The following is a 22,911-nucleotide window of genomic DNA, read 5'->3' as shown; positions in this document are numbered from 1 at the left end:
CCAATGAGAACTCTGGTATGGTCATCATTAAGTGAATCACAGCAAGATGCTGTCTTAGAGCGTCCTGCTATTACTGAAGGGGCAAATATTACCGCAGCGGTTGCTGATGTTATCCAGCAAGTTCGTCAAAGCGGTGATAAAGCGCTAACTGAGCTAACAGAAAAGTTTGATAAAGTAACCCCTAAATCAATTCGTGTTACTGATGAAGAAATTGATCAAGCTGCACAGCGTCTAAGCTCGGAAATGAAGCAAGCTCTAGAGCAAGCTTATCAAAACATTGCGAAATTCCACCAAGCTCAAAAACCTCAAGGGATTAAGGTTGAGACGCAACCAGGCGTAATGTGTGAGCAAGTGACACGCCCGATTAACACTGTCGGCTTGTATATCCCTGGTGGCAGTGCGCCTTTACCTTCGACGGTATTAATGCTTGGTGTGCCATCACAAATAGCAGGGTGTCGTAAAGTTGTGCTTTGTTCACCGCCGCCGATTGCCGATGAAATTTTATACGTCGCAAAACTGTGTAATATTGATGAAGTCTACAATGTCGGTGGTGGTCAAGCCGTTGCTGCAATGGCGTATGGCACTGAGACTGTCGTAAAAGTGGATAAGATCTTTGGCCCAGGTAACGCTTATGTTACCGAAGCTAAACGTCAAGTAAGCAATGATTTTCGCGGTGCGGCGATTGATATGCCAGCAGGACCATCCGAAGTACTTGTCATTGCTGATGACAGTGCTGATCCTGATTTTGTTGCTGCTGACCTATTAAGTCAAGCTGAGCACGGACCAGACTCACAGGTCGTATTAGTCACACCATCGATTGTGATGGCCGATAAAGTGACAGATTGTGTTAAAAAGCAACTGCAACAACTTTCACGAGCAGACATTGCTCAACAGGCATTGGCATCTAGCTTGATAATTGTTGCAGACTCCGTAACGCAAAGTATCGCAATTTCTAACTATTACGGCCCAGAGCACCTTATTGTACAGACTCAAAACCCAAGAGAGTTATTACCATTACTTGATAATGCAGGCTCAATTTTCTTAGGGGATTGGTCACCAGAGTCAGCCGGTGATTACGCATCGGGGACTAACCATGTGCTACCAACTTATGGCTATACAAAAACCTACTCTAGTTTAGGCTTAGCGGACTTTTCAAAACGCATGACAGTGCAAGAGTTGAGTGCCGATGGTTTGAGAAATTTAGCCCCGACAGTCGTCACTATGGCTGATGCTGAAGGTTTGGATGCGCATAAGCGAGCGGTCACTATTCGTATCGACAAATTGGCGCAAATGGATAATCAATAAGGGGAAGGTAATGGAAAAATTAGCACGTAAAAAAGTGCAAGCATTAACACCATACCTTTCTGCTCGTCGCATTGGTGGTAGTGGGGATGTGTGGCTAAATGCCAATGAATCGCCGTATGATAACGAATATCAGCTGAATTTGACGCGCTTAAATCGCTACAGTGAATGTCAGCCAGACTCATTAATTAATGGTTATGCTGCTTATGCTAGTGTCAAACCAGAGCAGGTGCTTACTTCGCGTGGTGCTGATGAAGGGATTGAGTTATTGATTCGTGCCTTCTGTGAGCCAAATGAAGATGCAATTCTATATTGCCCTCCTACGTATGGTATGTATTCAATTAGTGCAGAAACCATTGGTGTTGAAATAAAAACAGCACCGTTAACCAGTGACTGGCAACTGAATTTACCGTCAATTGAAGCTCAGTTAGATAATGTTAAATTAGTTTTTGTGTGCAGCCCGAATAACCCAACTGGGAACTTGGTGGCACGAGAAGATATTATAACGTTATTAGAAATGACCAAGGATCGCGCAATTGTAGTGATGGATGAAGCCTATATTGATTTTTGTATGCAAGCTTCAACGGTTGATTTATTAGCGCGTTACCCTAACTTAGCTATTTTACGAACCCTATCAAAAGCCTTTGCACTAGCTGGGTTACGATGTGGGTTTACGCTGGCTAATAAAGAATTGATTGATGTTTTGCTGAAAGTTATTGCGCCTTATCCTGTGCCATTGCCAGTGACCGAAATAGCAACGCAAGCTTTATCGGCAACTGGGTTAGCGCGAATGAATCAGCAATTGGCTGAATTAAGTGATAACCGAGATTACTTACAAGCAGCATTAGCACAATTAAATGCGGTCACAGTATTTGATGGATACGGTAATTACTTATTGGTTCAGTTTCCAGATGGTGATGCTCTGTTTAAAGCGGCTTGGGATAGCGGCATTATATTACGCAATTCGCCAATAGAAAATTGTGTACGTATTAGTATCGGTAACCGTCAAGAGTGTGAGAAAACACTCGAGTTTATTCGAAACTACTATTTATAAATTAAAAATGATACCAAGTTTTATTCTTTGCTAAATGCATTGATAGAACTTGGTACAGAGACTAAGAAAAGGATACTTCTGTGAGTAATCAACAAAAAATTCTATTTATCGATCGTGATGGCACCTTAATTGTTGAGCCTCCAGTTGATTTTCAAGTTGACCGTTTAGATAAATTAAAATTTGAACCTCTCGTTATTCCAAGTTTATTAGCCCTTCAAGATGCAGGCTATCGGTTAGTTATGGTGACGAATCAAGATGGTTTAGGGACAGCCAGTTACCCTCAAGCCGATTTTGATGCACCACATAATATGATGATGGACTTCTTCACATCACAAGGCGTTAAGTTTGATGATGTACTTATTTGCCCACACTTTGATGAAGATAATTGTTCATGTCGTAAACCGAAACTTGGAATGGTTAAAGAGTATCTACAAAGTGGCAAAGTAGATTTCCAACACTCTGTTGTGATTGGCGATCGACCTACCGATCTACAATTAGCTGAAAACATGGCGATTCGTGGAATCAAATACGGACCAGCGAGTGATAATCCTGAGACATTAAACTGGCCACAAATTGTAAAAGATTTAACCATTAACGCACGCACAGCAACCGTGGTCCGCACGACGAAAGAAACCGATATTCGTGTTGCAGTAAACTTAGATGAGCAGGGCGGCAATAGCATTACTACTGGCTTAGGTTTCTTCGACCATATGCTGGATCAAATCGCGACTCATGGTGGTTTCCAAATGAATATCTCCGTTGATGGCGATCTGCATATCGATGATCACCACACGATTGAAGATACTGCATTAGCACTAGGTGAAGCATTAAAAGAAGCACTAGGGGATAAACGTGGTATTGGTCGCTTTGGCTTTAGCTTACCAATGGATGAGTGTTTAGCGCAGTGTGGATTAGACCTATCAGGCCGCCCTTACTTAAAGTTCGAAGCTGAATTTAGCCGTGAACAAGTTGGTGATTTATCGACAGAAATGGTCGTTCACTTTTTCCGCTCGTTGACGGATACCTTAGCCTGTACGTTGCACCTTTCATCGTCAGGTAATAACGATCACCATATTATTGAAAGCCTATTTAAAGCCTTTGGTCGCACACTACGTCAAGCGGTAAAAGTGGAAGGTAATGAGCTACCAAGTTCAAAAGGTGTACTGTAATGGAAGAATTATCTGCGCAAAAAGTTGTCATTATTGATACCGGATGTTCAAACGTATCCTCCGTTAAATTTGCCATTGAGCGTCTAGGTTACGACGTCGTAATAAGCAAAGATGCACAAATCGTTCTTGCTGCCGATAAGCTGTTTCTACCCGGTGTAGGGACGGCAAGTGAAGCGATGAACAACTTGACTGAGCGAAACCTGATCGACTTAGTAAAACAAGTTGAGAAGCCACTTTTAGGTATTTGTTTAGGTATGCAACTGCTAGGTAAAATATCAGAAGAAAAAGGGCAAAAAGCAGATCAAATCGTTGAGTGTTTGGGTCTTTGTGAGGGAGAGGTTCGTAAGCTTGAAACGGGTGATTTACCTCTGCCTCATATGGGCTGGAATACAATTAAACCTCAAGCTGAGCATCCTTTGTTTAAAGATATTCCTTGCGAGAGCTACTTCTATTTTGTGCACAGCTTTGGTATGCAAGTCGGTGATTTTACCATCGCATCTTGTGAATATGGTCAACCATTTACTGCAGCACTACAAGCTGGCAATTATTATGGCGTTCAGTTTCACCCAGAACGCTCAAGTAAAGTTGGCTCACAGTTAATCAAAAACTTCTTAGAATTATAGTTTTATGATTAAGTAGCATTGGTATTACAAACGGTAAGTAGCCCAAAAGTGCTTATCGATTAAAAGGAATTAACATGATTATCCCAGCATTAGATCTTATTGAAGGTCAGGTTGTACGTCTATTTCAAGGCGATTATGGACAAGTAACAGAATATAAAGTTGATCCAGCTGAGCAGTTTAATTTGTACCATCAAGCTGGCGCGAACTGGCTGCACTTAGTTGATTTAACTGGGGCAAAAGATACCACAGCACGTCAATTAGATTTGATCGCGACTTTGCTAGCAAGTACACCTGCTAATATTCAAATTGGTGGTGGTGTGCGCACTGAGCAAGATGTTGTTGACTTATTAGATGCAGGTGCTCAACGTGTGGTTGTTGGCTCTACTGCAGTGAAGCAACCAGAGCGAGTTAAAGGTTGGATGGAAAAGTATGGCGCAGAGAAAATTGTCTTAGCGCTAGATATCAACATCGATGAAAGTGGCGTACGTAAAGTGGCCATTTCTGGCTGGCAAGAAGATTCAGGTGTCACCATTGAAGCATTGATCAATGATTACCTTACGGTAGGGCTTAAGCACGTGTTATGTACTGATATTTCGCGAGACGGCACATTACAAGGTTCTAACGTTGAGCTTTATATCGACCTTTGTAAGCAGTACCCACAAGTACAGTTTCAATCCTCTGGCGGTATTGGATCACTTGATGATATTGCAGCACTAAAAGGATCTGGTGTTGCTGGCGTTATCGTTGGTCGTGCTTTACTAGATGGTAAATTTACGGCAGAGGAGGCATTTTCATGTTGGCTAAGCGAATAATTCCTTGCCTGGATGTAAAAGATGGCCAAGTAGTAAAAGGTGTTCAATTTCGTAACCATGAAATTATTGGTGATATTGTCCCTCTAGCGCAGCGTTATGCGGAAGAAGGGGCGGATGAACTGGTTTTCTATGATATTACGGCTTCAAGCGATGGGCGTGTTGTAGATAAAAGTTGGGTTGCACGTGTTGCTGAAGTTATCGATATTCCTTTCTGCGTTGCTGGTGGCATAAAAACGGCGGATGATGCGGCGAAAATTTTAGAGTTTGGCGCAGATAAAGTGTCGATTAACTCTCCCGCTTTAGCCAATCCAGAGTTGATTACTGAACTTGCCGATAAGTTTGGTGTGCAATGTATCGTAGTTGGAATTGACTCATATTTTGATAAAGAGACAGGAAAGTACCAAGTCTATCAATTTACCGGTGATGAAGAGCGTACTAAAGCGACCAAATGGGAAACCAAAGATTGGGTTGAAGAGGTACAAAAACGCGGCGCAGGTGAAATTGTATTAAATATGATGAACCAAGATGGCGTGCGTAATGGCTATGATATTGAGCAACTTAATATGGTTCGTGAAGTTTGTCATGTGCCCTTGATTGCTTCTGGTGGCGCTGGTGAAATGGTTCACTTTGCCGATGCTTACCAGCAAACGAATGTTGATGGAGCGCTTGCGGCTTCTGTTTTTCATAAACAGATCATAAACATTGGTGAGTTAAAACAGTATTTAAAACAACAAGGCGTGGAGATACGTTTATGAGCGAAATAAATAAACCGTCAGATGTACAGGATGTTGCGGCACTTTCTGCTCGTATTGATTGGCAAAAAACAGAGGGATTGATTCCCGCTGTGGTACAAGATTTTCAGTCGAGCCAAGTTCTAATGCTCGGTTATATGGACCCTGCAGCATTAGATAAGACGATTACCACAGGTCAAGTAACCTTCTTTTCTCGCACTAAGCAACGCTTATGGACGAAAGGGGAAACCTCTGGGAATGTTTTACAGCTTAAAAATATGGCTCTAGATTGCGATAACGATACTCTGCTGGTTAAAGTGGAGCCTATTGGTCCTACCTGTCACACAGGGTCAACAACTTGTTGGGATAACGATCAGCAAGAAGAGAGTCAAATGGTGTGGCTTCATCAACTTGAACAGCTTTTGGCTGCAAGAAAAAATGCCGATCCTGACTCTTCTTATACCGCCAGTTTGTACGCCCGTGGCACCAAGCGTATTTCGCAGAAAGTGGGCGAAGAAGGGGTTGAAGTCGCGCTTGCAGCGACGTCGGGTGATAAGGCGGAACTAGTTTGTGAGTCAGCTGATTTAATGTATCACCTGATGGTACTGTTGCAAGATCAAGGCTTATCGATGAACGATGTCATTAATAAGCTAAAGGAAAGACACCAGTAACATTAATACTCGGTCTCGCCTAAAATAGATTGACGATTTTAAGTAAGCCAGTAACGCAAGTTGCTGGCTTTTTAATGTGTTTTAACCGCAACACTTCTTAAATTTTTTACCGCTGCCACAAATGCAGGGATCATTGCGACCTACTTTTAAGCTCTCTATAGATTGAGTTAATCTTTGATCAGTCACTATGTCGCTACTTTCATTTTGTTGATCAGGGAAAACTCCATCGATGTAAAACCATAAGTTATCTTCTTGAATAAAGCGCGACTTTTCACTTAAACAAAATTCTTGCCCGTTATCATTAAGATAAGCATTAAATTCAACAAAACCTTCTTGAGCATGCTCACCTGGTTGAGTCGCAACAATTTCTAACTTTTGCCAATCACTATTGACAGAATCTGCAATCCCTTCACGCTCAGACTCAGCATGACAACTTGGGTGATAAGTCTTGATAACGTAATCAACCAAACCAAGGACATGGGCACTATAACGCGAACGCATAAGTTGTTCTGGCGATGTAACAGCAGCATGATTCTGGTGAGCAATTTCACAACAGTCTGGATAGGTTTTATTTGAACCACATGGACAAATTAACATAGTGCACCCTATGAGTGAGGCAAAAGAAAAGTATTGTTATTGAAACAAAGGTAGCATGCAATAAAAAACCAGCGTAGTAGGCTGGTTTAGCACAGAAGGTCGCCTTGTTATCGTTAAGTTTGCTATGACACCGCGAGTTCTGGGGTGAGCAACTCTTGTGACCATACCATTGCATTATCATAAGCTTGAGCGAGATTTTGCTCACTTAACCCTAGTGATTCACGTAATGCAATCACCGTTTCCCATTCTGCTTTTTCATAAGCAAGAACAAGAGCAAGTAACTGACCTAACACCCCCTCATTATTAGTCAATGCCGCTTTTATCTCTTCGTCAATAGGAACGGACTCAAGGATCACCGCTAAAGGTTGATCTAATAACGAGTCCAACAAAGAAAATAACCCAGTCAGGAATGCTTGCCCTTTAATATGAGTGGGAAGATTAGCATCAAGTAATTCACATAATCGAGCTCGCTGAACCGCTAAACCATACAGTGAGTCAGGCTTATCATTATCAACCGAAGCAATCGCAACAAGCGATATAAATTGACGCAATCTTTGCTCACCTAAATAGACGAGAGCTTGGCGAAATGATTTTATTTTTGCTCGAATTGAGACGGTTGCATTGACATAAGTAAGCAACTTAAATGAAAGTGTCATATCTAATGAAACCAACCTTTCAACCTCAGTGAAATTGATCGGATCATTGGATATTTCTTTACACAGCTGAAATATAGTCAGTGATGCTGGATTCAAAGCACGTCGCTGTATCATCTCTGGCTTACTAAAGAAGTAACCTTGAAAGTAATCAAACCCAGCGGTTTTAGCTTGCTCATACTCTTGATAGGTTTCTACTTTTTCGGCAATAAATTTAATATCATATTGTGCTAGACGCTGAATAAAAATAGCCGACTTATTAATAGGAACCAAGCGGATATCAAACTTAATAATAGCGATGTAAGGTAAGAAACGTCGCCATGCTTTATTGGGAATAAAGTCATCTAATGCGATGGTATACCCAGCATCAAAAAGTTTTTTAATCGCGAGTAAAAGTTCATCCGTAGGAGGGCAGTCTTCTAAAACTTCTATGACTAACTGCTCTTTAGGAAATAAGGTCGGAACTAAAGTGATTAAGCTTTTATAAGGAAAGTTCACAAAGCCGAGTTTATTACCCAGTGTGCTGTAGTGAATAGATAAAAAATGATCACAAAGTAAACGGCTAGTGGCAAGCTCAGGTTCTATTTCTGGGAAGGTATTTTTAGGGCCATCCCGAAATAGTAACTCATAGCCAATCGTCTTTTTTTCGCGGTCTAAAATTGGTTGGCGTGCTACGTAAGAATACTTCAAAATAACCGAACATTCGTTAAATATAATCATTAAATAATAACGAAATTAGAGAATATTTCTATGCGATAGCTCTTATTTTTTAATCATTTACGCTAAATTTGGTTATTTTTCTTTAAATGGTCTATTTTCTAGCCACTGACCATCTCGTGTTGCGACTAAAATTGATCCTTGGCTATACCAATCACCCAATACAATGCGTGTTTTATCACCAGTGGAGGTATGGATGGTATGAACATTAGGGCGGTGAGTGTGACCATGAATCATTAAATCGACATTATATGTTGCTAAAACGCGGTCAACTTCTTGTTGATTGACATCCATAATATCGATGGATTTTGTTTGTTTTTCTTGTTGAATATCGCTTTGTACACGCGAGACTATTTTCTTTTTAATAAAAAATGGAATTCGGTTGAAAACCCATTGTAACCAAGGCTGATGTACCTTTTGACGATAAGCTAAATATTTTACATCATCGGTGCATAAAGTATCGCCGTGTAAAACTACTGCTTTTGAGCCATATAAATCAATAATGCTTGTTTCATCAAGTAAAGTGACGCCTGTCTCTTTGCTAAAACGTTTACCGATTAAAAAGTCACGATTACCTTGAGTAAAGAAACACGGTACACCACTATCAACGAGCGTTTTAAATGTGTGTTTAATCTGTTGTGAGAAATCAGAGCGGTCATCGTCACCAATCCAAAACTCAAATAAATCCCCTAAGACATACAAGGCATCAGCATGAGGGGCTTCTTCTTGCATAAAGCGTAAAAAGCACTCTGTAATATCAGGGCGAGAAGGGGTTAAGTGTAGATCTGCGATAAATAATGTAGTCATTGATATAAATAGGGGAGCACGCAGCTCCCCAAAATCCTTTTTGTGACTATCAGCGATTAAGCTTCGATAGTTGTGCCAGTGATGATCACTTCTTCTAGTGGAACATCTTGGTGCATGCCCATAGTACCAGTGCTTACACCTTTAATTTTGTTTACGATATCCATGCCTTCAACAACTTCAGCGAATACACAGTAACCCCAACCATCTAGGCTTTCTGAACGGAAATCAAGGAATGTGTTGTTGTTTACGTTGATGAAGAACTGAGAACTTGCTGAATGCGGTTCCATAGTACGTGCCATCGCTAATGTGCCAACTTTGTTGCTTAGGCCATTGTTTGCTTCATTTTTGATTGTTGCACGTGATGCTTTCTCTTTAAGGCCAGAAGTCATGCCGCCGCCTTGAACCATGAAACCATCGATAACGCGGTGGAAAAGGGTATTATCGTAAAAACCGTCACGACAGTACTGTAGGAAGTTAGCACTTGTTGCTGGTGCTTTTTCTTCGTTTAGTTGAACTTTGATGTCACCAAAATTAGTGTGAAGGATGATCATGATTGTTACCTTATTTATATTTTCAGTATGAATGCGGATTCTAGCCTAAGTTGATGTACTTTCAAATGACGAAATGGTTTTCCGTATCAGAAGTTTGCTAGTAGACGGTTTATTTAAGGGATTAATGAGCATATTTAAAGCATTTGGATAGAAATGGTATTACCTTAAAACTCATGAGTTGATATACTCATAATTAGTTTTGTTTACTTACTGAATAGATAGAGATCATGTTAAAAATATATAACACACTCACAAGACAAAAAGAGGAATTTAAACCAATTACTGCTGGCAAAGTCGGCATGTATGTCTGTGGGGTAACCATTTACGATCTCTGTCATATTGGCCATGGTCGTACCTTTGTATCATTCGATGTGGTATCTCGTTACTTGCGCTACTTAGGTTATGATCTGAACTTCGTACGTAATATCACGGATATCGATGATAAAATCATCAAGCGTGCCGCTGAAAATGGTGAGTCATGTGAAGCATTAACAGAGCGTTTAATTGCTGAAATGCATGCTGACTTTGATGCTTTAAATATGCAACGCCCAGATGTTGAGCCGCGTGCGACAGACTATATCGAAGAGATTGTTGCTTTAGTCGAGACATTGATTGAACGTGGCTTTGCTTATGTTGCGAGCAATGGCGATGTGATGTTTGAAGTAAGCAAGTTTGATGAATATGGCAAACTGTCTAAGCAAGATCTTGATCAGCTACAAGCAGGTGCTCGTGTTGATATCGAAAGTGCTAAGCGTAGCCCTCTTGATTTTGTTTTATGGAAAATGTCAAAACCAGGTGAACCAACATGGGAATCACCTTGGGGTCCAGGTCGCCCTGGTTGGCACATTGAATGTTCTGCAATGAACTCTTCAATCTTAGGCAATCACTTCGATATTCATGGTGGTGGTTCTGATTTACAGTTCCCACACCACGAAAATGAAATCGCACAATCATGCTGCGCACACGGTACTCAATATGTGAATACCTGGATGCACAGTGGCATGGTAATGGTCGATAGAGAGAAAATGTCTAAATCTTTAGGTAACTTCTTTACTATCCGTGATGTATTAGGTCACTACGATCCAGAAACAGTACGCTACTTCTTAATGTCTGGGCATTACCGTAGCCAACTAAACTACAGCGAAGAGAATTTAACTCAAGCGCGTGCTTCGTTAGAGCGCCTTTACACTTCTTTGCGTGGTCTAGATTTAACCGCAGCACCAGCGGGCGGTGATGAGTATGTGACTCGTTTTGCTACAGCGATGAATGATGACTTTAATACACCAGAAGCGTACTCAGTTCTATTTGATATGGCTCGTGATATTAACCGTATTAAAGTTGAAAGCGTTGAAAAAGCGAGTGCACTTGGTGCCTTGATGCGTGAGCTTGCTGATATCATCGGTATTCTTCATCAAGACCCAGAATCTTTCCTAAAAGGTGAGGCTGTTGGAAATGATGATGAAGTGGCAGAAATTGAAGCATTGATTAAGCTGCGTAATGATTCGCGTGCTGCAAAAGATTGGGCAAATGCCGATCTAGCGCGTGATAAGCTTAATGAGATGGGCATTGAACTGGAAGATGGCGCTGAAGGAACGACTTGGCGTAAAAAATAATCTTCTAGATTAATGGCGTAAGCGTCAGACATTATTTGGTATAAGCCAAATGTATAACAACCCAGATATCCCTTTTGCTAAAAAGGAATTCAATATCTGGGTTGAGTTTTATTATTAACCACAGGATCTTCTCCCTTGGCTCAGATGTATTTTTATTACTCTGCAATGAATGCAGGTAAGTCAACGACATTACTTCAATCTTCTTTTAACTATCAAGAGCGTGGTATGAACCCCGTTATCTTTACTGCAGCGTTAGATAATCGCTACGGTGTAGGAAAGGTGAGTTCTCGTATTGGCTTGCAATCTGAGGCGCAATTATTTGCCGAGGAAACGGATCTTTTCCATGAAATTACGCTATTAAACCAAGATCAAAAACTGCATTGTGTTCTCGTTGATGAGTGCCAGTTTTTATCCAAAGATCAAGTGTACCAACTAACAGAAGTGGTGGATAAACTGCGTATCCCAGTGCTTTGTTATGGCTTACGTACAGACTTTCTCGGCGAGCTTTTTGAAGGTAGTAAATATTTGCTTTCGTGGGCTGATAAGCTAGTTGAATTGAAAACTATTTGTCATTGTGGACGTAAAGCCAATATGGTGATTCGCACTGATGAGCATGGCGTAGCAATTTCTGAAGGCGATCAGGTTGCAATCGGTGGCAATGATAAATATGTATCCGCTTGTCGTCAGCACTATAAAGAAGCATTAGGCAAATAGGCTTTAATTCATATCCAATATTTTTGGTAAATCCATAACGGCATCAAGCGTATGCTGATAAATAAATTCATAGCCTAGGCTTTGGATTTTCTCGGCGACAATTTTTTTATCGGCTTGAGCAACTTGCTTGGGTAAAGCGTTGTCTAACCCCATAGTGTCTAATGCAGCTTGGTAAAAGTGTGCTTTATCAACGGTGTTCGGGGTAGTGGCGTTAATCACATCATTATGTATATGCGTGATGGCAAAGTTTAAAATACCAATAGCATCATTAAGGAGAAGCATATTAGCTGGAGCGAGCGTACTCACTTGCTTCAGTTTTGCCACAAAGCGAGCGGGGTGGCGGTTTGGACCAATAAGACCGCTGCAACGTACAATGACGTAGTCGATAGCTGAATCAATAACGTACTGCTCAGCTTGCAGCATGATACGTGCGTTATCTGAAAACATATCACCACCGTTATGGACTTGCTCCAATGACGCTTTGTCTTCGCTCATAGGCAGTGCTTGGTTAGGGTAAACCGTTGTAGAGCTCACCATAATAATTTTTTTAACGTTGGCTTGTTGAGCCGCAAGTGTCAGTTGTTGCCAATAATGCTGATATTGTTCACTGTTACCACGACGAAAGCCTGGCGGAAAGCATCCGATGACCACATCACACTGTTGTTGCTTGAATTGTTGGGCTAACGTTAGCACTGAGTCTGACTGAGCGCTTACCTTGTCACCGACTAATTGACATTGGAAGTAGTGAATAATAGCAGTATCACCGGTGGAATTTTGCAAAAGAGGCGGTGTGGTATGACTGGCATAAACGATATGGTTGAGGTCGACTAAAGAGTCAGCGAGAGGCTTACCTAGCCATCCAGCCCCAATAATTGTGATGACAGCCATGTTGTATGCCTCTAGAAGGGAAGTGTTAATTTGTTGCGAGCAGATAAATGAGAGGAAGCTATTTCCTCCCACTATAGCTAAGTAAAACTATGCGCTGAGTATACGTATAACTCGGTCAGCATGTTCAGCAACGACAATACCTTCATCGGTTAGGTAGCCACCATCTGGCATGGTACAAAGCCCTTTGCTATATAAGCTTTTTACAGCATCTAACACTTCTGGTGCAGCATCTTGGTGAACTTTGATGCCAGTAGCAGCGCTGCTTAAATCAAATTGAAGTAGTAGGTTCAGTTCGGCAATATTTTGTGTTGTGTATTTCATTCATGCACCTTGTATTATTCATTTGCTTTAAATTCACCATAGTGCGAGTGTGATTTTACCGCAATGATAATCTCAGCAAAGTGTTACCTATACCCTAATTGGTGCTAAATTATACGACTTTTAAGCGATTTGTAATATTAAAGTAATTTTTCATTCATATAACTACGTTAGTGATGTGATTTTTAAAGCTGATGATTTATAGTTAACCTTCTTCATTCGTTTAGATAAAAAAGGGATGTTTTTCATTATCTAAACTGCATTTAAAGTTTAAATAGGGATTGTTTTTTAGGAATTAGACATGAAGCTAATACATATAACCGTACTAATGAGTATGCTGCTTGGTTTAATTGGCTGCCAAAGTACTCCGAAGGAAATGAGCAGCAGTGAGTTAGCGGTGCAGTTAGAACAAGATAATATACAAAATGCTGCGAACCAACAAGTGATCGATCTGCATGATCATTGGGCAGCAAAGCTATCGACCGTTGATGAGTTAGAAATCTATGCCCCAGAAAATTATCATGAGTTGATGTCGGCTTGGAAAAGTAGCCAATCCATTTATACCGATCTGCAAAGTAACCCTGAAAAAGTAGCGTCTAACTACTCTATTTTTTCCAATGAAACCTACCAACAAGCGTTTAATGACCGTTTGACGATAGTAGAACAAAACTATCATGCCATTGTTGAGCTTAAACAGAAGGCGGATGTGATTTTAGCTGATGCGATATCGCAAATGGAGTATTTGGATAGGATAGAAGCACAGTCTATTTTTAACCGTACGTATCGCAGAATTCATAGACAGTATCGTAACCTATTTAGCTATATTGTTGTCGATGATATTGCACGAGCAGAAAAGCAGCAAACTCAATTTTTAAAAGATGCAAAGGAACTAGAAGTTCAGGTCATGAAAGAGAAGTATGTTAAGCCGCTTAATGCCAAGCTACAGGTATTAAAAGGGCAGTATGCTGACAATTATGTACCAGAAAGCTATGCACAGGCAGCGAGAAGTATTCTGACAACGCAGAATGTTATTGCTGCTTACCCACGAGATCTTGAATTGATAGAGAAAGCCGTGGCTGCTAGTCAATTTGAAATGGATCGAGTTCATCATCGTGCAAAAGATGTGGAGTCTTTAATTAGCATCCGTAGTAATCGATTTGAGCCTGCTGTTGTGGATACGGAAAAGCAACTTTATGCGATTTCTCAAGCGATTGATAATGGAGATTATCGAAACTTATCGGTTGAGCAGCAAAAGGAAAAAATCATTGAATCGATCACTCAAATGCATTCAAGTGATCAAACCTTAACATTGCAGAAGCAGGTTAAAAATTTAATCGCTGAAAATAAAAAGTTGGCCAATCAACTGAGAAGTAAGATAGCGAAAGTTGAGACTTATAAGCAGCAAATACTCGATTTAGAGACCGATAATGCAAGCCATGACAATGAGAGTTTAGATGAGGATCGTTTAGCCATAGAGCCAGCAGGTGAAGCGCTCAACGATACCGTTTATTCCTCATCATTGAGTGATGACGCCGTATAACTTAACTTGTAGACCTTCATTTTTAAATAGGCTCATTATGACAATAATGAGCCTATTTTTTATCCTATCAATAGCAATGTTATCCACAAAAATTGTGGATAACATGTTTCCAACTCCACTTTTTCTTTTGCTTGTTCAATCGCATCCCTAAATGCAAAGGCATAAATGTGATTTTTGGGCTTTCAATGTAGCCACCTTCCTACGCACCTAATGTTAATTATCAATCAATAATTGTGTCGAATTTATCTGCAAAGCCTATATTTATATGAGTACTTCCTAAGTAACATTGCATTAACATTACGTGTGGTATATGCAGGTTTAAGCCTCTTATCAGTTATGTTTAAGACGGTTTGTTAATGGAAGATGTTGTTAACATGTGAATATGTGAAGGAATATGAAAATAGATTATTTCTTCATATTTAGTCACGTTTTTACACATGATAATTTAATCATTAACAACTCTGGATGAGCTCAAAAAACTGTTACTTAACAAGGTCTGGTCGATGGTTATTGATTGAACCTGAGGGGCAGAATAGTCTAATATTTTTTAATAGAGATATTAAAAATGATGATGTGTAGTAAGCATTAATCTTGAGTTACTAAATACAAAATAGGCAAAATGTATGAGTGATGTTAACAAAATCGAAAGTGGTGAGAAAAGTGGGTTAGAGTGGAAATCATTTCTATTCATTACCGTCATTCTTTTCCCTATCTTAAGTGTGGCATTTGTAGGTGGCTACGGCTTCTTAGTTTGGGCGTTACAGGTTTTCGTATGGGGACCACCAGGAGTACATGGTTAATTTAGCCATCCTTTTGTTGTAACCATTTTTTAAGAGAGCAAATAATGAAATCTTTTATTTCCAAACTATGGACGACGATGACGCGTCCTGCAGTACACATCAGTTTAGGTGTACTGACCATGGGTGGCTTTATCGCTGGTGTTATTTTCTGGGGAGGATTTAACACTGCCCTAGAAGCAACCAATACAGAAGAGTTTTGTATCAGTTGTCATACTATGCGTGAAAACGTATACGAAGAATTACAAGATACAGTTCACTGGAAAAATAACTCAGGTGTTCGTGCAACCTGCCCTGACTGTCACGTACCACATAACTGGACAGATAAAATTGCACGTAAAATGCAGGCTTCAAAAGAGGTCTTTGCACAAATTTTCGGTGATCTTGATACGCCAGAAAAATTTGAAGCTCGTCGTTTAGCGTTAGCTCGCCACGAGTGGGATCGTTTCTCTGCTAACGGTTCACTAGAATGTAAAAACTGTCACAACTACGAGTCTATGGATTTTGATACTATGTCTCCAACGGCACGTATCCAAATGAGTTCTGCAGCAGAACGAGATCAGAGTTGTGTTGATTGTCACAAAGGCATTGCTCACCACCTTCCACAGGATATGGCAGCAGCTAGCGGCATTGTTGGCGATCTTGAGCAAGTAGCAAATAATACGAGTTACTCAAGTGGTAACGATGTTGTTTCTATTCGCCACTTACCGCTGTACACCGATGAAACAGCAAGTGTAGAAGCGGGTTTGCTTAGCCCTGCAAGCCAAGTTGAAATTATTGCTGAAAAAGGCGATATGATTGAAGTTCACATTGACGGTTGGCGTAAGGCGAAAGGCTTTGGTCGAGTGCTACAAGAAGACTTTGGTATGAACATTTCTACCGCTATTTTAACGCGTGAAGTGGCGACCAGTGACATCATTGAAGTGGGTGAGAAAAAAGAAGATGAGCTAACGGGTCTTCCTTGGGAAGAGGTATCGGTTAGCCTGTGGATGAAGAAGGAATCTATGGTTCCTGATTTTGCACCGATTTGGAGTGCAGCAGGTGAAGCATACACAAGCAACTGTTCAACTTGTCATACACAACCAGACGAAGGGCACTTTAGCGCTAATGGTTGGGTTGGGATGCTAGACGGTATGATCGCATTTGTTAACTTTGACACAGATACAGAGGCGTTGGTATTGAAGTACCTACAAAAACACTCTTCTGATTTCTCTGAAGGTCACCACTAATAAGACGTCAATTGGAGTTTAAAAATGGCAATTACACGAAGAAGTTTTCTTAAAGGTGTAGCGGGTACAAGTGCGGCGTCTATTATTGGTCCAAGCTTGCTTGCCTCGGCGTCTGCTAGTGCGGCTGAAACAGAAGGTACTTGGCGAGTATCTGGCTCTCACTGGGGTGCATTTCGCGCTCGAGTGTGGGGTGGTAAAGTTCAAGAAATTAAGCCACTAGAGACAGATAAATACCCAACTGAGATGCTTAACGGCATCAAAGGGATTATTTATAGTCCATCACGTGTTCGCTACCCTATGGTACGTCTTGATTGGCTGAAAAAGCACAAGTATTCAGCGGACACTCGTGGTAATAACCGCTTTGTACGTGTGACATGGGACGAAGCTTTAGATCTGTTCTATCGTGAGTTAGAGCGTGTTCAAAAAGATTATGGTCCATGGGCTTTACACACAGGTCAAACCGGTTGGCGCCAAACGGGTCAGTTCCACAGCTGTACTAACCACATGGCACGAGCAACGGGTCTTCATGGTTACTCGGTGAAGAAAGTTGGTGACTACTCAACAGGTGCAGGTCAAACGATCTTACCGTACGTTTTAGGTTCAACAGAGGTGTATGCACAAGGTACATCTTGGGATTTAATTCTTGAGAACAGTGATAATATTATTCTATGGGGTAATGATCCTGTTAAGAACCTGCAAGTTGGTTGGACGTGTGAAACACATGATTCGTTTGCATACTTAGAGCAGCTAAAAGAGAAAGTCGCGAACAAAGAGATCAACGTGATCTCTGTTGACCCTGTGCGCAATAAAACCGCTCGTTATTTAGGTAATGATTTACGTTATATCAACCCGCATACCGATGTTCCATTTATGCTTGGTGTTGCTCACGAACTTTACAATCAAGATCTACATGATAAAGACTTTATTGATACTTATTGTTTAGGCTTTGAAGATTTCATTAAGTACGTTCAAGGTGAAACCAAAGATAAAGTTGAGAAAACGCCGGAATGGGCGGCTGAGATCTGTGGTGCATCAGCACAAGAGATCCGTGACTTTGCTCGCATGCTAGTTAATGGTCGTACACAAATCTTGGTTGGTTGGAGTGTGCAACGTCAAGAGCACGGTGAGCAACCTTATTGGATGGCAGCTGTACTAGCGGCGATGATTGGTCAAATTGGTCTACCAGGTGGTGGTATCTCTTATGGTCACCATTACTCAGGTATTGGTGTACCAGCGACTGGCTTTGCAGCACCGGGTTCTTTCCCGCTCAACATTGATCAAGGTCAGACACCAAAATACACTAACCAAGACTTTAACGGTTACAGCCGTGTTATTCCTGTCGCACGTTGGGTTGATAGCTTGTTAGAGCCGGGCAAAAAAATCAATTCGAATGGTTCAGTTGTGACACTGCCAGACGTTAAGATGATGGTATTTAGTGGTAATAACCCATGGCATCACCATCAAGATCGCAATAACATGAAGAAAGCCTTTAAAGCACTTCAGACCGTTGTATCGATTGATTTCGCTTGGACTGCAACATGTCGTTTCTCTGATATCGTTCTGCCAGCTTGTACTCAATTTGAGCGTAACGATATTGATGGTTACGGCGCATACTCAGGTCGTGGTTTGATCGCGATGCAAAAGTTAGTTGATCCACTGTTCCAATCAAAAACTGACTTCGACATCATGACAGGCTTAACAGCTCGTTGGGGCCGTGACAAAGATTACACTCGTGGCATGACAGAGATGGAATGGGTTAAGTCACTGTACGACAGTTGTAAAGCGTCAAACGAAGGCAAGTTTGATATGCCAGAGTTTGAAGCGTTCTGGGAGAAAGGCTACTTAGATTTTGGTCTTGGTAAATCATGGACTCGTCATGCGGCATTCCGTGAAGACCCAGAGATCAATGCACTAGGTACTCCTTCAGGCTTCATTGAAATCACGAGTCGTACCATCGGTAACATGGGCTATGAGTTCTGCCAAGAGCACCCGATGTGGTTTGAAAAATCGGAGCGTTCTCACGGTGGTCCTGGTTCTGATAAACACCCATACTGGTTGCAATCTTGTCACCCTGACAAGCGTTTGCACTCACAGATGTGTGAATCAGAAGAGTTCCGTGCCACCTATGCTGTACAAGGGCGCGAGCCGATCTACATTAACCCCGAAGATGCTAAGAAAAAAGGCATCAAAGAGGGGGATGTGGTACGTGTCTTTAATGACCGTGGTCAACTTCTTGCCGGTGCTGTCCTTATGGATGCTTATGCACCTGGTGTGGTTCGTATCGAAGAAGGGGCATGGTATGGCCCACTTAACGAGAAAGTGGGTGCGATTGATACCTATGGTGATCCAAACACCTTAACGCAGGATATTCCATCGTCAGAGCTTGCTCAAGCAACCAGTGCTAACACATGTCAGGTTAATATTGAGAAGTTCACAGGTGAATTACCGCCAGTTACGTCATTCGGTGGACCACTCGAAATCGTATAAGTTGATACACTAGTCGATATAAATGCTCACCTCTGGTGGGCATTTTTTATATCAATCGAAACGACTGGATGTTTTCCGCCGTTTTTTAGCGTAAATATGCTTTGAAATATTTATGAATGGCTAAGATCATGATATTTTGTGCCTAACACTAAATTATGTGAGTAAAGTAATATGCCAAAGGCAAGTGATATTAAAAAGTTCGCTGCGATCGAACATAACGGTAAAGTTTACCTTGTTAAAGAAATCAGTAAATTAACGCCAAGTGGCCGTGCTGGTGCAAGCTTGTACCGCATGCGTCTTTACGATGTAGCAACGGGCAGCAAAGCTGATGAAAGCTTTAAAGCTGACGAAATGATTAGCTTAGCGGATTTTCAACGTCATCAAGTAAGCTTCTCTTACATCGATGGTGACGAGTATGTCTTCATGGATAATGAAGATTACACACCATACAACTTCAACAAAGAAGCGATTGAAGAAGAGCTACTTTGCATCACTGAAGATACACAAGGTCTGCAAGTACTCACTGTTGACGGTCAACCTGTTGCTATTGAACTACCTGCTATGGTTGAGCTCGTTATCACAGAAACGGATCCATCAATTAAAGGTGCATCAGCAAGTGCTCGTACTAAACCAGCAACGCTTTCAACTGGCTTAGTTGTTCAAGTACCTGAGTACATTGCTTCTGGTGACAAAATTAAAGTTAATACTGCTGAGCACAAATACATGAGCCGTGCTTAGTCATTATAACTAATTACTGATAGCGTTTATCTCATCAGTAAGGCTAACTAAATGCCATTTATTCCTTATTTCTTATCGAAGTGTAGGGGTAAATGGTTTTTTTATGGCTAAAATTAGTGGAAAAGACGATTACTCAATATTTCTTGCGTTCTTGTTGGTACAATAACTTTTTTATTTAAGAGAACTCCACTTATGGAAATGATCATAATTTCATCTGAGCAACAAAAGCGAATGATGATGATATTTAGCAAAACCACTTCAAACATGTCTGACAAGGTCTTGTTAAATAACATTGATGATTGGGAAGTAAAATCTCAAGCATACCCAGCTTTTAAGGCAGCAAGAGATCACCGTGTTGAGCGAGTAACCTTATCTGAAAATCCATTTTTAAATAAAGATGAAGCTGGAGATTTTCTCTACCTTTACCTTAAGAAAGGGTACATCTGTTTAGGTAACCTAACGGGCGACCCTAAACCAAACCTAGCACCTTGGGGTGTAAGGTCAGTACGCAAACTGAAGAATATTGGATTTGGCTTATAAGCTTTCCTATTGAAAAGGAAATGCTTTCTCAGCGATGACAAACTTGAAAATTCAGGTAAAGTATCGTTAGTAGTTAAAGAAGTCTGAAATTGGTATCAGACGAATGAAAATAAGATAGGAAGAAAGATGATTTTAGTTGTTGGTCATAAAAACCCAGATAGTGATAGCATTTGTAGCGCTCTAGTAGCGACAGAACTTCTAAAAGCACGTGGTCTTGAAGCGATGCCAATTCGTCAAGGTGAAATCAACCGTGAAACTCAGCATATCCTAGAGACAGCTGGCGTTGCTCAACCAGAGCTACGTACAAGTGTTGCTGGTGAGAAACTGTGGCTAGTTGATTACACCGATCTTGCTCAAGCACCTGATGATATTAGCGAAGCTCAAGTCGTAGGTATCGTTGATCACCACCGTCTAGGTGACGTGATGACAGTCAATCCACTTGAAGCTTGGATTTGGCCTGTTGGCTGTACTTGTACTATTTTGTTTAACTTATTCAAAATGGAACAGGCTGAAATTACTCGCCCTCTAGCGATTCTAATGATGTCTGCAATCCTATCTGATACGGTTGGCTTTGCTTCTCCAACGTGTACACAAAAAGATAAAGATGCCGTTCAAGAACTGGCGACAATTGCTGGTATTGAAGATCTTGATGCTTTCATTCAAGCGCTACTAATTGCGAAAACGGACATCGAAGGTCTTTCTGCACCTGAGCTGGTAGAGAAAGATCTAAAAGCATACCCATTCAATGGTGCTGACGTGGTTGTTGGTCAAATTGAACTAGCAACTTTAACTCAAGTTGATGGCATGATTGAAGCTTTAGAAGCAGACCTTGCTCGTCGTTGTGAAGAAGAGAAACTGGCTTTTGCAGCGGTAATGCTAACGGACATCACAACAGCGCAAACTCGTCTTCTATACAAAGGTGAGTGGGCCGCGAAACTTCAAAAGCATGAAAAAGATGGCATGCTAATGATGGAAAATACATTAAGCCGTAAGAAGCAAGGTTGGCCTTGGTTACAAGGTGAATTGGTTTAAGCTGTTATTTTACAAATCAATATCTAAGTGAGATCTCTTATGTCAAAAGAGCTGGATACAACACAAATAGAAGCAATTAATAAATACGATGGTGAGCAACGTTTCAAATATTGTATTAAAGAAATTGTTGCTAATCGTGAAGTTTGGATTCTGAAAGATGAGCATGGCTGTGTCATGTTAAATACGGAAGATGAAGATTGTGTTCCTGTATGGCCAAATCAAGAGTTTGCTCAGCAGTGGGCAACAGGTGAATGGGAAGCGTGCCAAGCGGAAGCTATCTCATTAAATAAATGGCATAGCCGTTGGACTGTTGGCCTAGAAGATGATGAGCTTGCTGTGGTTGTGTTTCCAAATGAAAATGAAGAAGGGGTTATTTTATACCCTGACGAATTCGACTTTGAATTGAAGAAACAGGCTGCTCGCCGTTAATATTGGTTGAAAAAGCTTAAAGCACAGGTCTACTACTAATAAAGTAATAGCCTGTGCTTTTTTATTACTGACTGACTGGTATAAACCGCCGATCTTGTTGCAAACTAGGCTTGCGGCAGAAATAACCAACGGTTTTCCATATAAGAGTTGTAGTAATAAAGCTGACATAACCATCAAGAGCATAGTGCCAAGCTAAGTGCACAGATCCAATCATAATCATGCCGGCAAATAGCCACATCACCACACCTAATTTTTTATTCAAACTCGAGCAAGCCAAAGCCATCATAACAGCGATGGAGACATGCATACTTGGCATCGCAGAAATACCCGCGCCAATATTATTTTCAGCCGCTAAATGAGTAGCCCAGAGCGCTTCTTGGGTGGTTAGTGCCCATAACGTGATATATGCGTCACTCTCTATTAAGAGTTCGTGTTGCTGATAGAGCATCGTCATAAGCTCGCTATATGGTGTACTTCCATCAACGAGATTGCCATAAAAAACAGGCCCAACTGAGGAGAGTAAGATAGCCAGGATATTACCGTTGATAAACCAGCAGAGCAAAAATGAAATAATGATGGTTGGTCGCTGTGGTTTGCTAACTGAAATCAGTATAGTAACTAAAAAGAACCACAAAATAAGAAACCAAACATTATACAAAAAGTTGATAACCATAGACCAAACTTGGCCGGAAAAAAGGTAATGGGTTAACTCCCATGGATGAGAATTGAAGTGCATCAAATAATCGAGCTTAATTAATAGATCGTCTAAATAGAAAGGCACAATGTAGGGGATAGATTGCTTTATAGCGGTAAAACTAGAAAAGCAAAATGAGATAGCAATGATGATAAATAACAAGTTAACTATTTCATACCACTTGACGAAAACACGTTTGATTGCG

At 40.9% G+C, this 22,911-nt stretch carries 24 protein-coding genes; 17 read left to right on the top strand and 7 right to left on the bottom strand.

The window, feature by feature from the left end; all coding sequences use genetic code 11:
- Window positions 1-3 precede the first annotated feature (3 nt).
- The 7 genes from hisD (at window position 4) to hisIE (ending at window position 6,362) form a co-directional block, all read left to right on the top strand.
- Window positions 4-1,305, top strand: a complete 1,302-nt coding sequence (gene hisD / locus BCU68_RS01580) for a histidinol dehydrogenase (RefSeq protein ID WP_102563025.1) — start codon at window positions 4-6, stop codon at window positions 1,303-1,305.
- Between the two features lie 10 nt (window positions 1,306-1,315).
- Entirely contained in the window at window positions 1,316-2,356 is a 1,041-nt protein-coding gene (hisC, locus tag BCU68_RS01575; RefSeq protein WP_102563024.1) for a histidinol-phosphate transaminase, read from the top strand.
- Between the two features lie 80 nt (window positions 2,357-2,436).
- Entirely contained in the window at window positions 2,437-3,525 is a 1,089-nt protein-coding gene (gene hisB, locus BCU68_RS01570) for a bifunctional histidinol-phosphatase/imidazoleglycerol-phosphate dehydratase HisB (protein WP_102563023.1), read from the top strand.
- Window positions 3,525-4,148 (top strand): imidazole glycerol phosphate synthase subunit HisH, encoded by a 624-nt coding sequence (hisH, locus tag BCU68_RS01565; protein ID WP_102563022.1) that lies wholly within the window; start codon window positions 3,525-3,527, stop codon window positions 4,146-4,148. Before hisB ends, hisH begins: the two co-directional genes overlap by 1 nt.
- 74 nt (window positions 4,149-4,222) lie before the next feature.
- Window positions 4,223-4,960: a 1-(5-phosphoribosyl)-5-[(5-phosphoribosylamino)methylideneamino]imidazole-4-carboxamide isomerase gene (gene hisA / locus BCU68_RS01560; RefSeq protein WP_102563021.1), complete on the top strand. Its 738-nt coding sequence runs from the start codon at window positions 4,223-4,225 to the stop codon at window positions 4,958-4,960.
- Window positions 4,942-5,715: an imidazole glycerol phosphate synthase subunit HisF gene (gene hisF / locus BCU68_RS01555; RefSeq protein WP_102563020.1), complete on the top strand. Its 774-nt coding sequence runs from the start codon at window positions 4,942-4,944 to the stop codon at window positions 5,713-5,715. The genes hisA and hisF overlap by 19 nt, the downstream gene beginning before the upstream one ends.
- Complete coding sequence (gene hisIE, locus BCU68_RS01550) at window positions 5,712-6,362, top strand: bifunctional phosphoribosyl-AMP cyclohydrolase/phosphoribosyl-ATP diphosphatase HisIE (RefSeq protein ID WP_102563019.1); 651 nt, start codon at window positions 5,712-5,714, stop codon at window positions 6,360-6,362. The genes hisF and hisIE overlap by 4 nt, the downstream gene beginning before the upstream one ends.
- A gap of 81 nt (window positions 6,363-6,443) precedes the next feature.
- Here hisIE and BCU68_RS01545 read toward each other — a convergent pair whose 3' ends face one another.
- The 4 genes from BCU68_RS01545 to BCU68_RS01530 all read right to left on the bottom strand — a co-directional run bounded on the left by BCU68_RS01545 (window position 6,444) and on the right by BCU68_RS01530 (window position 9,687).
- The gene (locus BCU68_RS01545; protein WP_102563018.1) at window positions 6,444-6,959 is read right to left on the bottom strand and encodes a YchJ family protein; all 516 of its coding nucleotides are present in this window, start codon (window positions 6,957-6,959) and stop codon (window positions 6,444-6,446) included.
- 122 nt (window positions 6,960-7,081) lie between these two features.
- Entirely contained in the window at window positions 7,082-8,302 is a 1,221-nt protein-coding gene (locus tag BCU68_RS01540; protein ID WP_102563170.1) for an EAL domain-containing protein, read from the bottom strand.
- Between the two features lie 102 nt (window positions 8,303-8,404).
- Window positions 8,405-9,136, bottom strand: coding sequence for a UDP-2,3-diacylglucosamine diphosphatase (lpxH, locus tag BCU68_RS01535; RefSeq protein WP_102563017.1), 732 nt, complete (start codon window positions 9,134-9,136; stop codon window positions 8,405-8,407).
- Window positions 9,137-9,192: 56 nt separating this feature from the next.
- The gene (locus tag BCU68_RS01530; RefSeq protein ID WP_102563016.1) at window positions 9,193-9,687 is read right to left on the bottom strand and encodes a peptidylprolyl isomerase; all 495 of its coding nucleotides are present in this window, start codon (window positions 9,685-9,687) and stop codon (window positions 9,193-9,195) included.
- A 227-nt stretch (window positions 9,688-9,914) separates the two neighbouring features.
- Here BCU68_RS01530 and cysS point away from each other — a divergent pair, with 227 nt between their 5' ends.
- Complete coding sequence (gene cysS / locus BCU68_RS01525; RefSeq protein WP_102563015.1) at window positions 9,915-11,300, top strand: cysteine--tRNA ligase; 1,386 nt, start codon at window positions 9,915-9,917, stop codon at window positions 11,298-11,300.
- Window positions 11,301-11,435: 135 nt separating this feature from the next.
- Window positions 11,436-12,014, top strand: a complete 579-nt coding sequence (locus BCU68_RS01520) for a thymidine kinase (RefSeq protein ID WP_102563014.1) — start codon at window positions 11,436-11,438, stop codon at window positions 12,012-12,014.
- A gap of 3 nt (window positions 12,015-12,017) precedes the next feature.
- Here the strand turns inward: BCU68_RS01520 and BCU68_RS01515 are convergent, their stop codons facing one another.
- Both BCU68_RS01515 and BCU68_RS01510 read right to left on the bottom strand, forming a co-directional pair.
- The gene (locus BCU68_RS01515) at window positions 12,018-12,902 is read right to left on the bottom strand and encodes an NAD(P)H-binding protein (RefSeq protein ID WP_102563013.1); all 885 of its coding nucleotides are present in this window, start codon (window positions 12,900-12,902) and stop codon (window positions 12,018-12,020) included.
- Window positions 12,903-12,989: 87 nt separating this feature from the next.
- On the bottom strand, window positions 12,990-13,223 hold the full coding sequence (locus BCU68_RS01510; RefSeq protein WP_102563012.1) for a TIGR02647 family protein: 234 nt from the start codon (window positions 13,221-13,223) through the stop codon (window positions 12,990-12,992).
- 298 nt (window positions 13,224-13,521) lie between these two features.
- Here BCU68_RS01510 and BCU68_RS01505 point away from each other — a divergent pair, with 298 nt between their 5' ends.
- The 8 genes from BCU68_RS01505 (at window position 13,522) to BCU68_RS01470 (ending at window position 22,012) form a co-directional block, all read left to right on the top strand.
- Window positions 13,522-14,760, top strand: coding sequence for a hypothetical protein (locus BCU68_RS01505; RefSeq protein ID WP_102563011.1), 1,239 nt, complete (start codon window positions 13,522-13,524; stop codon window positions 14,758-14,760).
- Window positions 14,761-15,383: 623 nt separating this feature from the next.
- On the top strand, window positions 15,384-15,560 hold the full coding sequence (torE, locus tag BCU68_RS01500; RefSeq protein WP_102563010.1) for a trimethylamine N-oxide reductase system protein TorE: 177 nt from the start codon (window positions 15,384-15,386) through the stop codon (window positions 15,558-15,560).
- Between the two features lie 44 nt (window positions 15,561-15,604).
- A complete protein-coding gene (gene torC, locus BCU68_RS01495; protein ID WP_102563009.1) occupies window positions 15,605-16,786 on the top strand; it encodes a pentaheme c-type cytochrome TorC in 1,182 nt (393 codons plus the stop codon).
- A gap of 24 nt (window positions 16,787-16,810) precedes the next feature.
- Complete coding sequence (gene torA, locus BCU68_RS01490) at window positions 16,811-19,273, top strand: trimethylamine-N-oxide reductase TorA (RefSeq protein ID WP_102563008.1); 2,463 nt, start codon at window positions 16,811-16,813, stop codon at window positions 19,271-19,273.
- Between the two features lie 171 nt (window positions 19,274-19,444).
- Window positions 19,445-20,011: an elongation factor P-like protein YeiP gene (gene yeiP / locus BCU68_RS01485; RefSeq protein ID WP_102563007.1), complete on the top strand. Its 567-nt coding sequence runs from the start codon at window positions 19,445-19,447 to the stop codon at window positions 20,009-20,011.
- A gap of 192 nt (window positions 20,012-20,203) precedes the next feature.
- Entirely contained in the window at window positions 20,204-20,551 is a 348-nt protein-coding gene (locus BCU68_RS01480; protein WP_102563006.1) for a hypothetical protein, read from the top strand.
- Between the two features lie 126 nt (window positions 20,552-20,677).
- Window positions 20,678-21,583, top strand: a complete 906-nt coding sequence (locus BCU68_RS01475) for a manganese-dependent inorganic pyrophosphatase (RefSeq protein ID WP_102563005.1) — start codon at window positions 20,678-20,680, stop codon at window positions 21,581-21,583.
- A gap of 39 nt (window positions 21,584-21,622) precedes the next feature.
- Window positions 21,623-22,012, top strand: coding sequence for a DUF2750 domain-containing protein (locus BCU68_RS01470; RefSeq protein ID WP_102563004.1), 390 nt, complete (start codon window positions 21,623-21,625; stop codon window positions 22,010-22,012).
- A 64-nt stretch (window positions 22,013-22,076) separates the two neighbouring features.
- Here BCU68_RS01470 and BCU68_RS01465 read toward each other — a convergent pair whose 3' ends face one another.
- A complete protein-coding gene (locus BCU68_RS01465) occupies window positions 22,077-22,868 on the bottom strand; it encodes a phosphatase PAP2 family protein (RefSeq protein ID WP_133126119.1) in 792 nt (263 codons plus the stop codon).
- Window positions 22,869-22,911 lie beyond the last annotated feature (43 nt).

It is taken from the genome of Vibrio sp. 10N.286.49.B3 (assembly GCF_002873395.1).
Lineage (GTDB): Bacteria > Pseudomonadota > Gammaproteobacteria > Enterobacterales > Vibrionaceae > Vibrio.
Note: the sequence above shows the minus strand (reverse complement) of the source record. Positions and strands in the feature narration are given on the sequence as shown.

What these genes read in the sequence shown, in the direction of transcription:
- torC (WP_102563009.1), top strand. Translation starts at nt 15,605, where the DNA reads ATGAAATCTTTTATTTCCAAACTATGGACGACGATGACGCGTCCTGCA.
- hisIE (WP_102563019.1), top strand. Translation starts at nt 5,712, where the DNA reads ATGAGCGAAATAAATAAACCGTCAGATGTACAGGATGTTGCGGCACTT.
- hisD (WP_102563025.1), top strand. Translation starts at nt 4, where the DNA reads ATGAGAACTCTGGTATGGTCATCATTAAGTGAATCACAGCAAGATGCT.
- torE (WP_102563010.1), top strand. Translation starts at nt 15,384, where the DNA reads ATGAGTGATGTTAACAAAATCGAAAGTGGTGAGAAAAGTGGGTTAGAG.
- BCU68_RS01470 (WP_102563004.1), top strand. Translation starts at nt 21,623, where the DNA reads ATGTCAAAAGAGCTGGATACAACACAAATAGAAGCAATTAATAAATAC.
- torA (WP_102563008.1), top strand. Translation starts at nt 16,811, where the DNA reads ATGGCAATTACACGAAGAAGTTTTCTTAAAGGTGTAGCGGGTACAAGT.
- hisC (WP_102563024.1), top strand. Translation starts at nt 1,316, where the DNA reads ATGGAAAAATTAGCACGTAAAAAAGTGCAAGCATTAACACCATACCTT.
- hisH (WP_102563022.1), top strand. Translation starts at nt 3,525, where the DNA reads ATGGAAGAATTATCTGCGCAAAAAGTTGTCATTATTGATACCGGATGT.
- hisF (WP_102563020.1), top strand. Translation starts at nt 4,942, where the DNA reads ATGTTGGCTAAGCGAATAATTCCTTGCCTGGATGTAAAAGATGGCCAA.
- yeiP (WP_102563007.1), top strand. Translation starts at nt 19,445, where the DNA reads ATGCCAAAGGCAAGTGATATTAAAAAGTTCGCTGCGATCGAACATAAC.
- BCU68_RS01510 (WP_102563012.1), bottom strand. Translation starts at nt 13,223, where the DNA reads ATGAAATACACAACACAAAATATTGCCGAACTGAACCTACTACTTCAA.
- lpxH (WP_102563017.1), bottom strand. Translation starts at nt 9,136, where the DNA reads ATGACTACATTATTTATCGCAGATCTACACTTAACCCCTTCTCGCCCT.
- BCU68_RS01515 (WP_102563013.1), bottom strand. Translation starts at nt 12,902, where the DNA reads ATGGCTGTCATCACAATTATTGGGGCTGGATGGCTAGGTAAGCCTCTC.
- BCU68_RS01545 (WP_102563018.1), bottom strand. Translation starts at nt 6,959, where the DNA reads ATGTTAATTTGTCCATGTGGTTCAAATAAAACCTATCCAGACTGTTGT.
- BCU68_RS01505 (WP_102563011.1), top strand. Translation starts at nt 13,522, where the DNA reads ATGAAGCTAATACATATAACCGTACTAATGAGTATGCTGCTTGGTTTA.
- hisA (WP_102563021.1), top strand. Translation starts at nt 4,223, where the DNA reads ATGATTATCCCAGCATTAGATCTTATTGAAGGTCAGGTTGTACGTCTA.
- BCU68_RS01475 (WP_102563005.1), top strand. Translation starts at nt 20,678, where the DNA reads ATGATTTTAGTTGTTGGTCATAAAAACCCAGATAGTGATAGCATTTGT.
- BCU68_RS01480 (WP_102563006.1), top strand. Translation starts at nt 20,204, where the DNA reads ATGGAAATGATCATAATTTCATCTGAGCAACAAAAGCGAATGATGATG.
- BCU68_RS01530 (WP_102563016.1), bottom strand. Translation starts at nt 9,687, where the DNA reads ATGATCATCCTTCACACTAATTTTGGTGACATCAAAGTTCAACTAAAC.
- cysS (WP_102563015.1), top strand. Translation starts at nt 9,915, where the DNA reads ATGTTAAAAATATATAACACACTCACAAGACAAAAAGAGGAATTTAAA.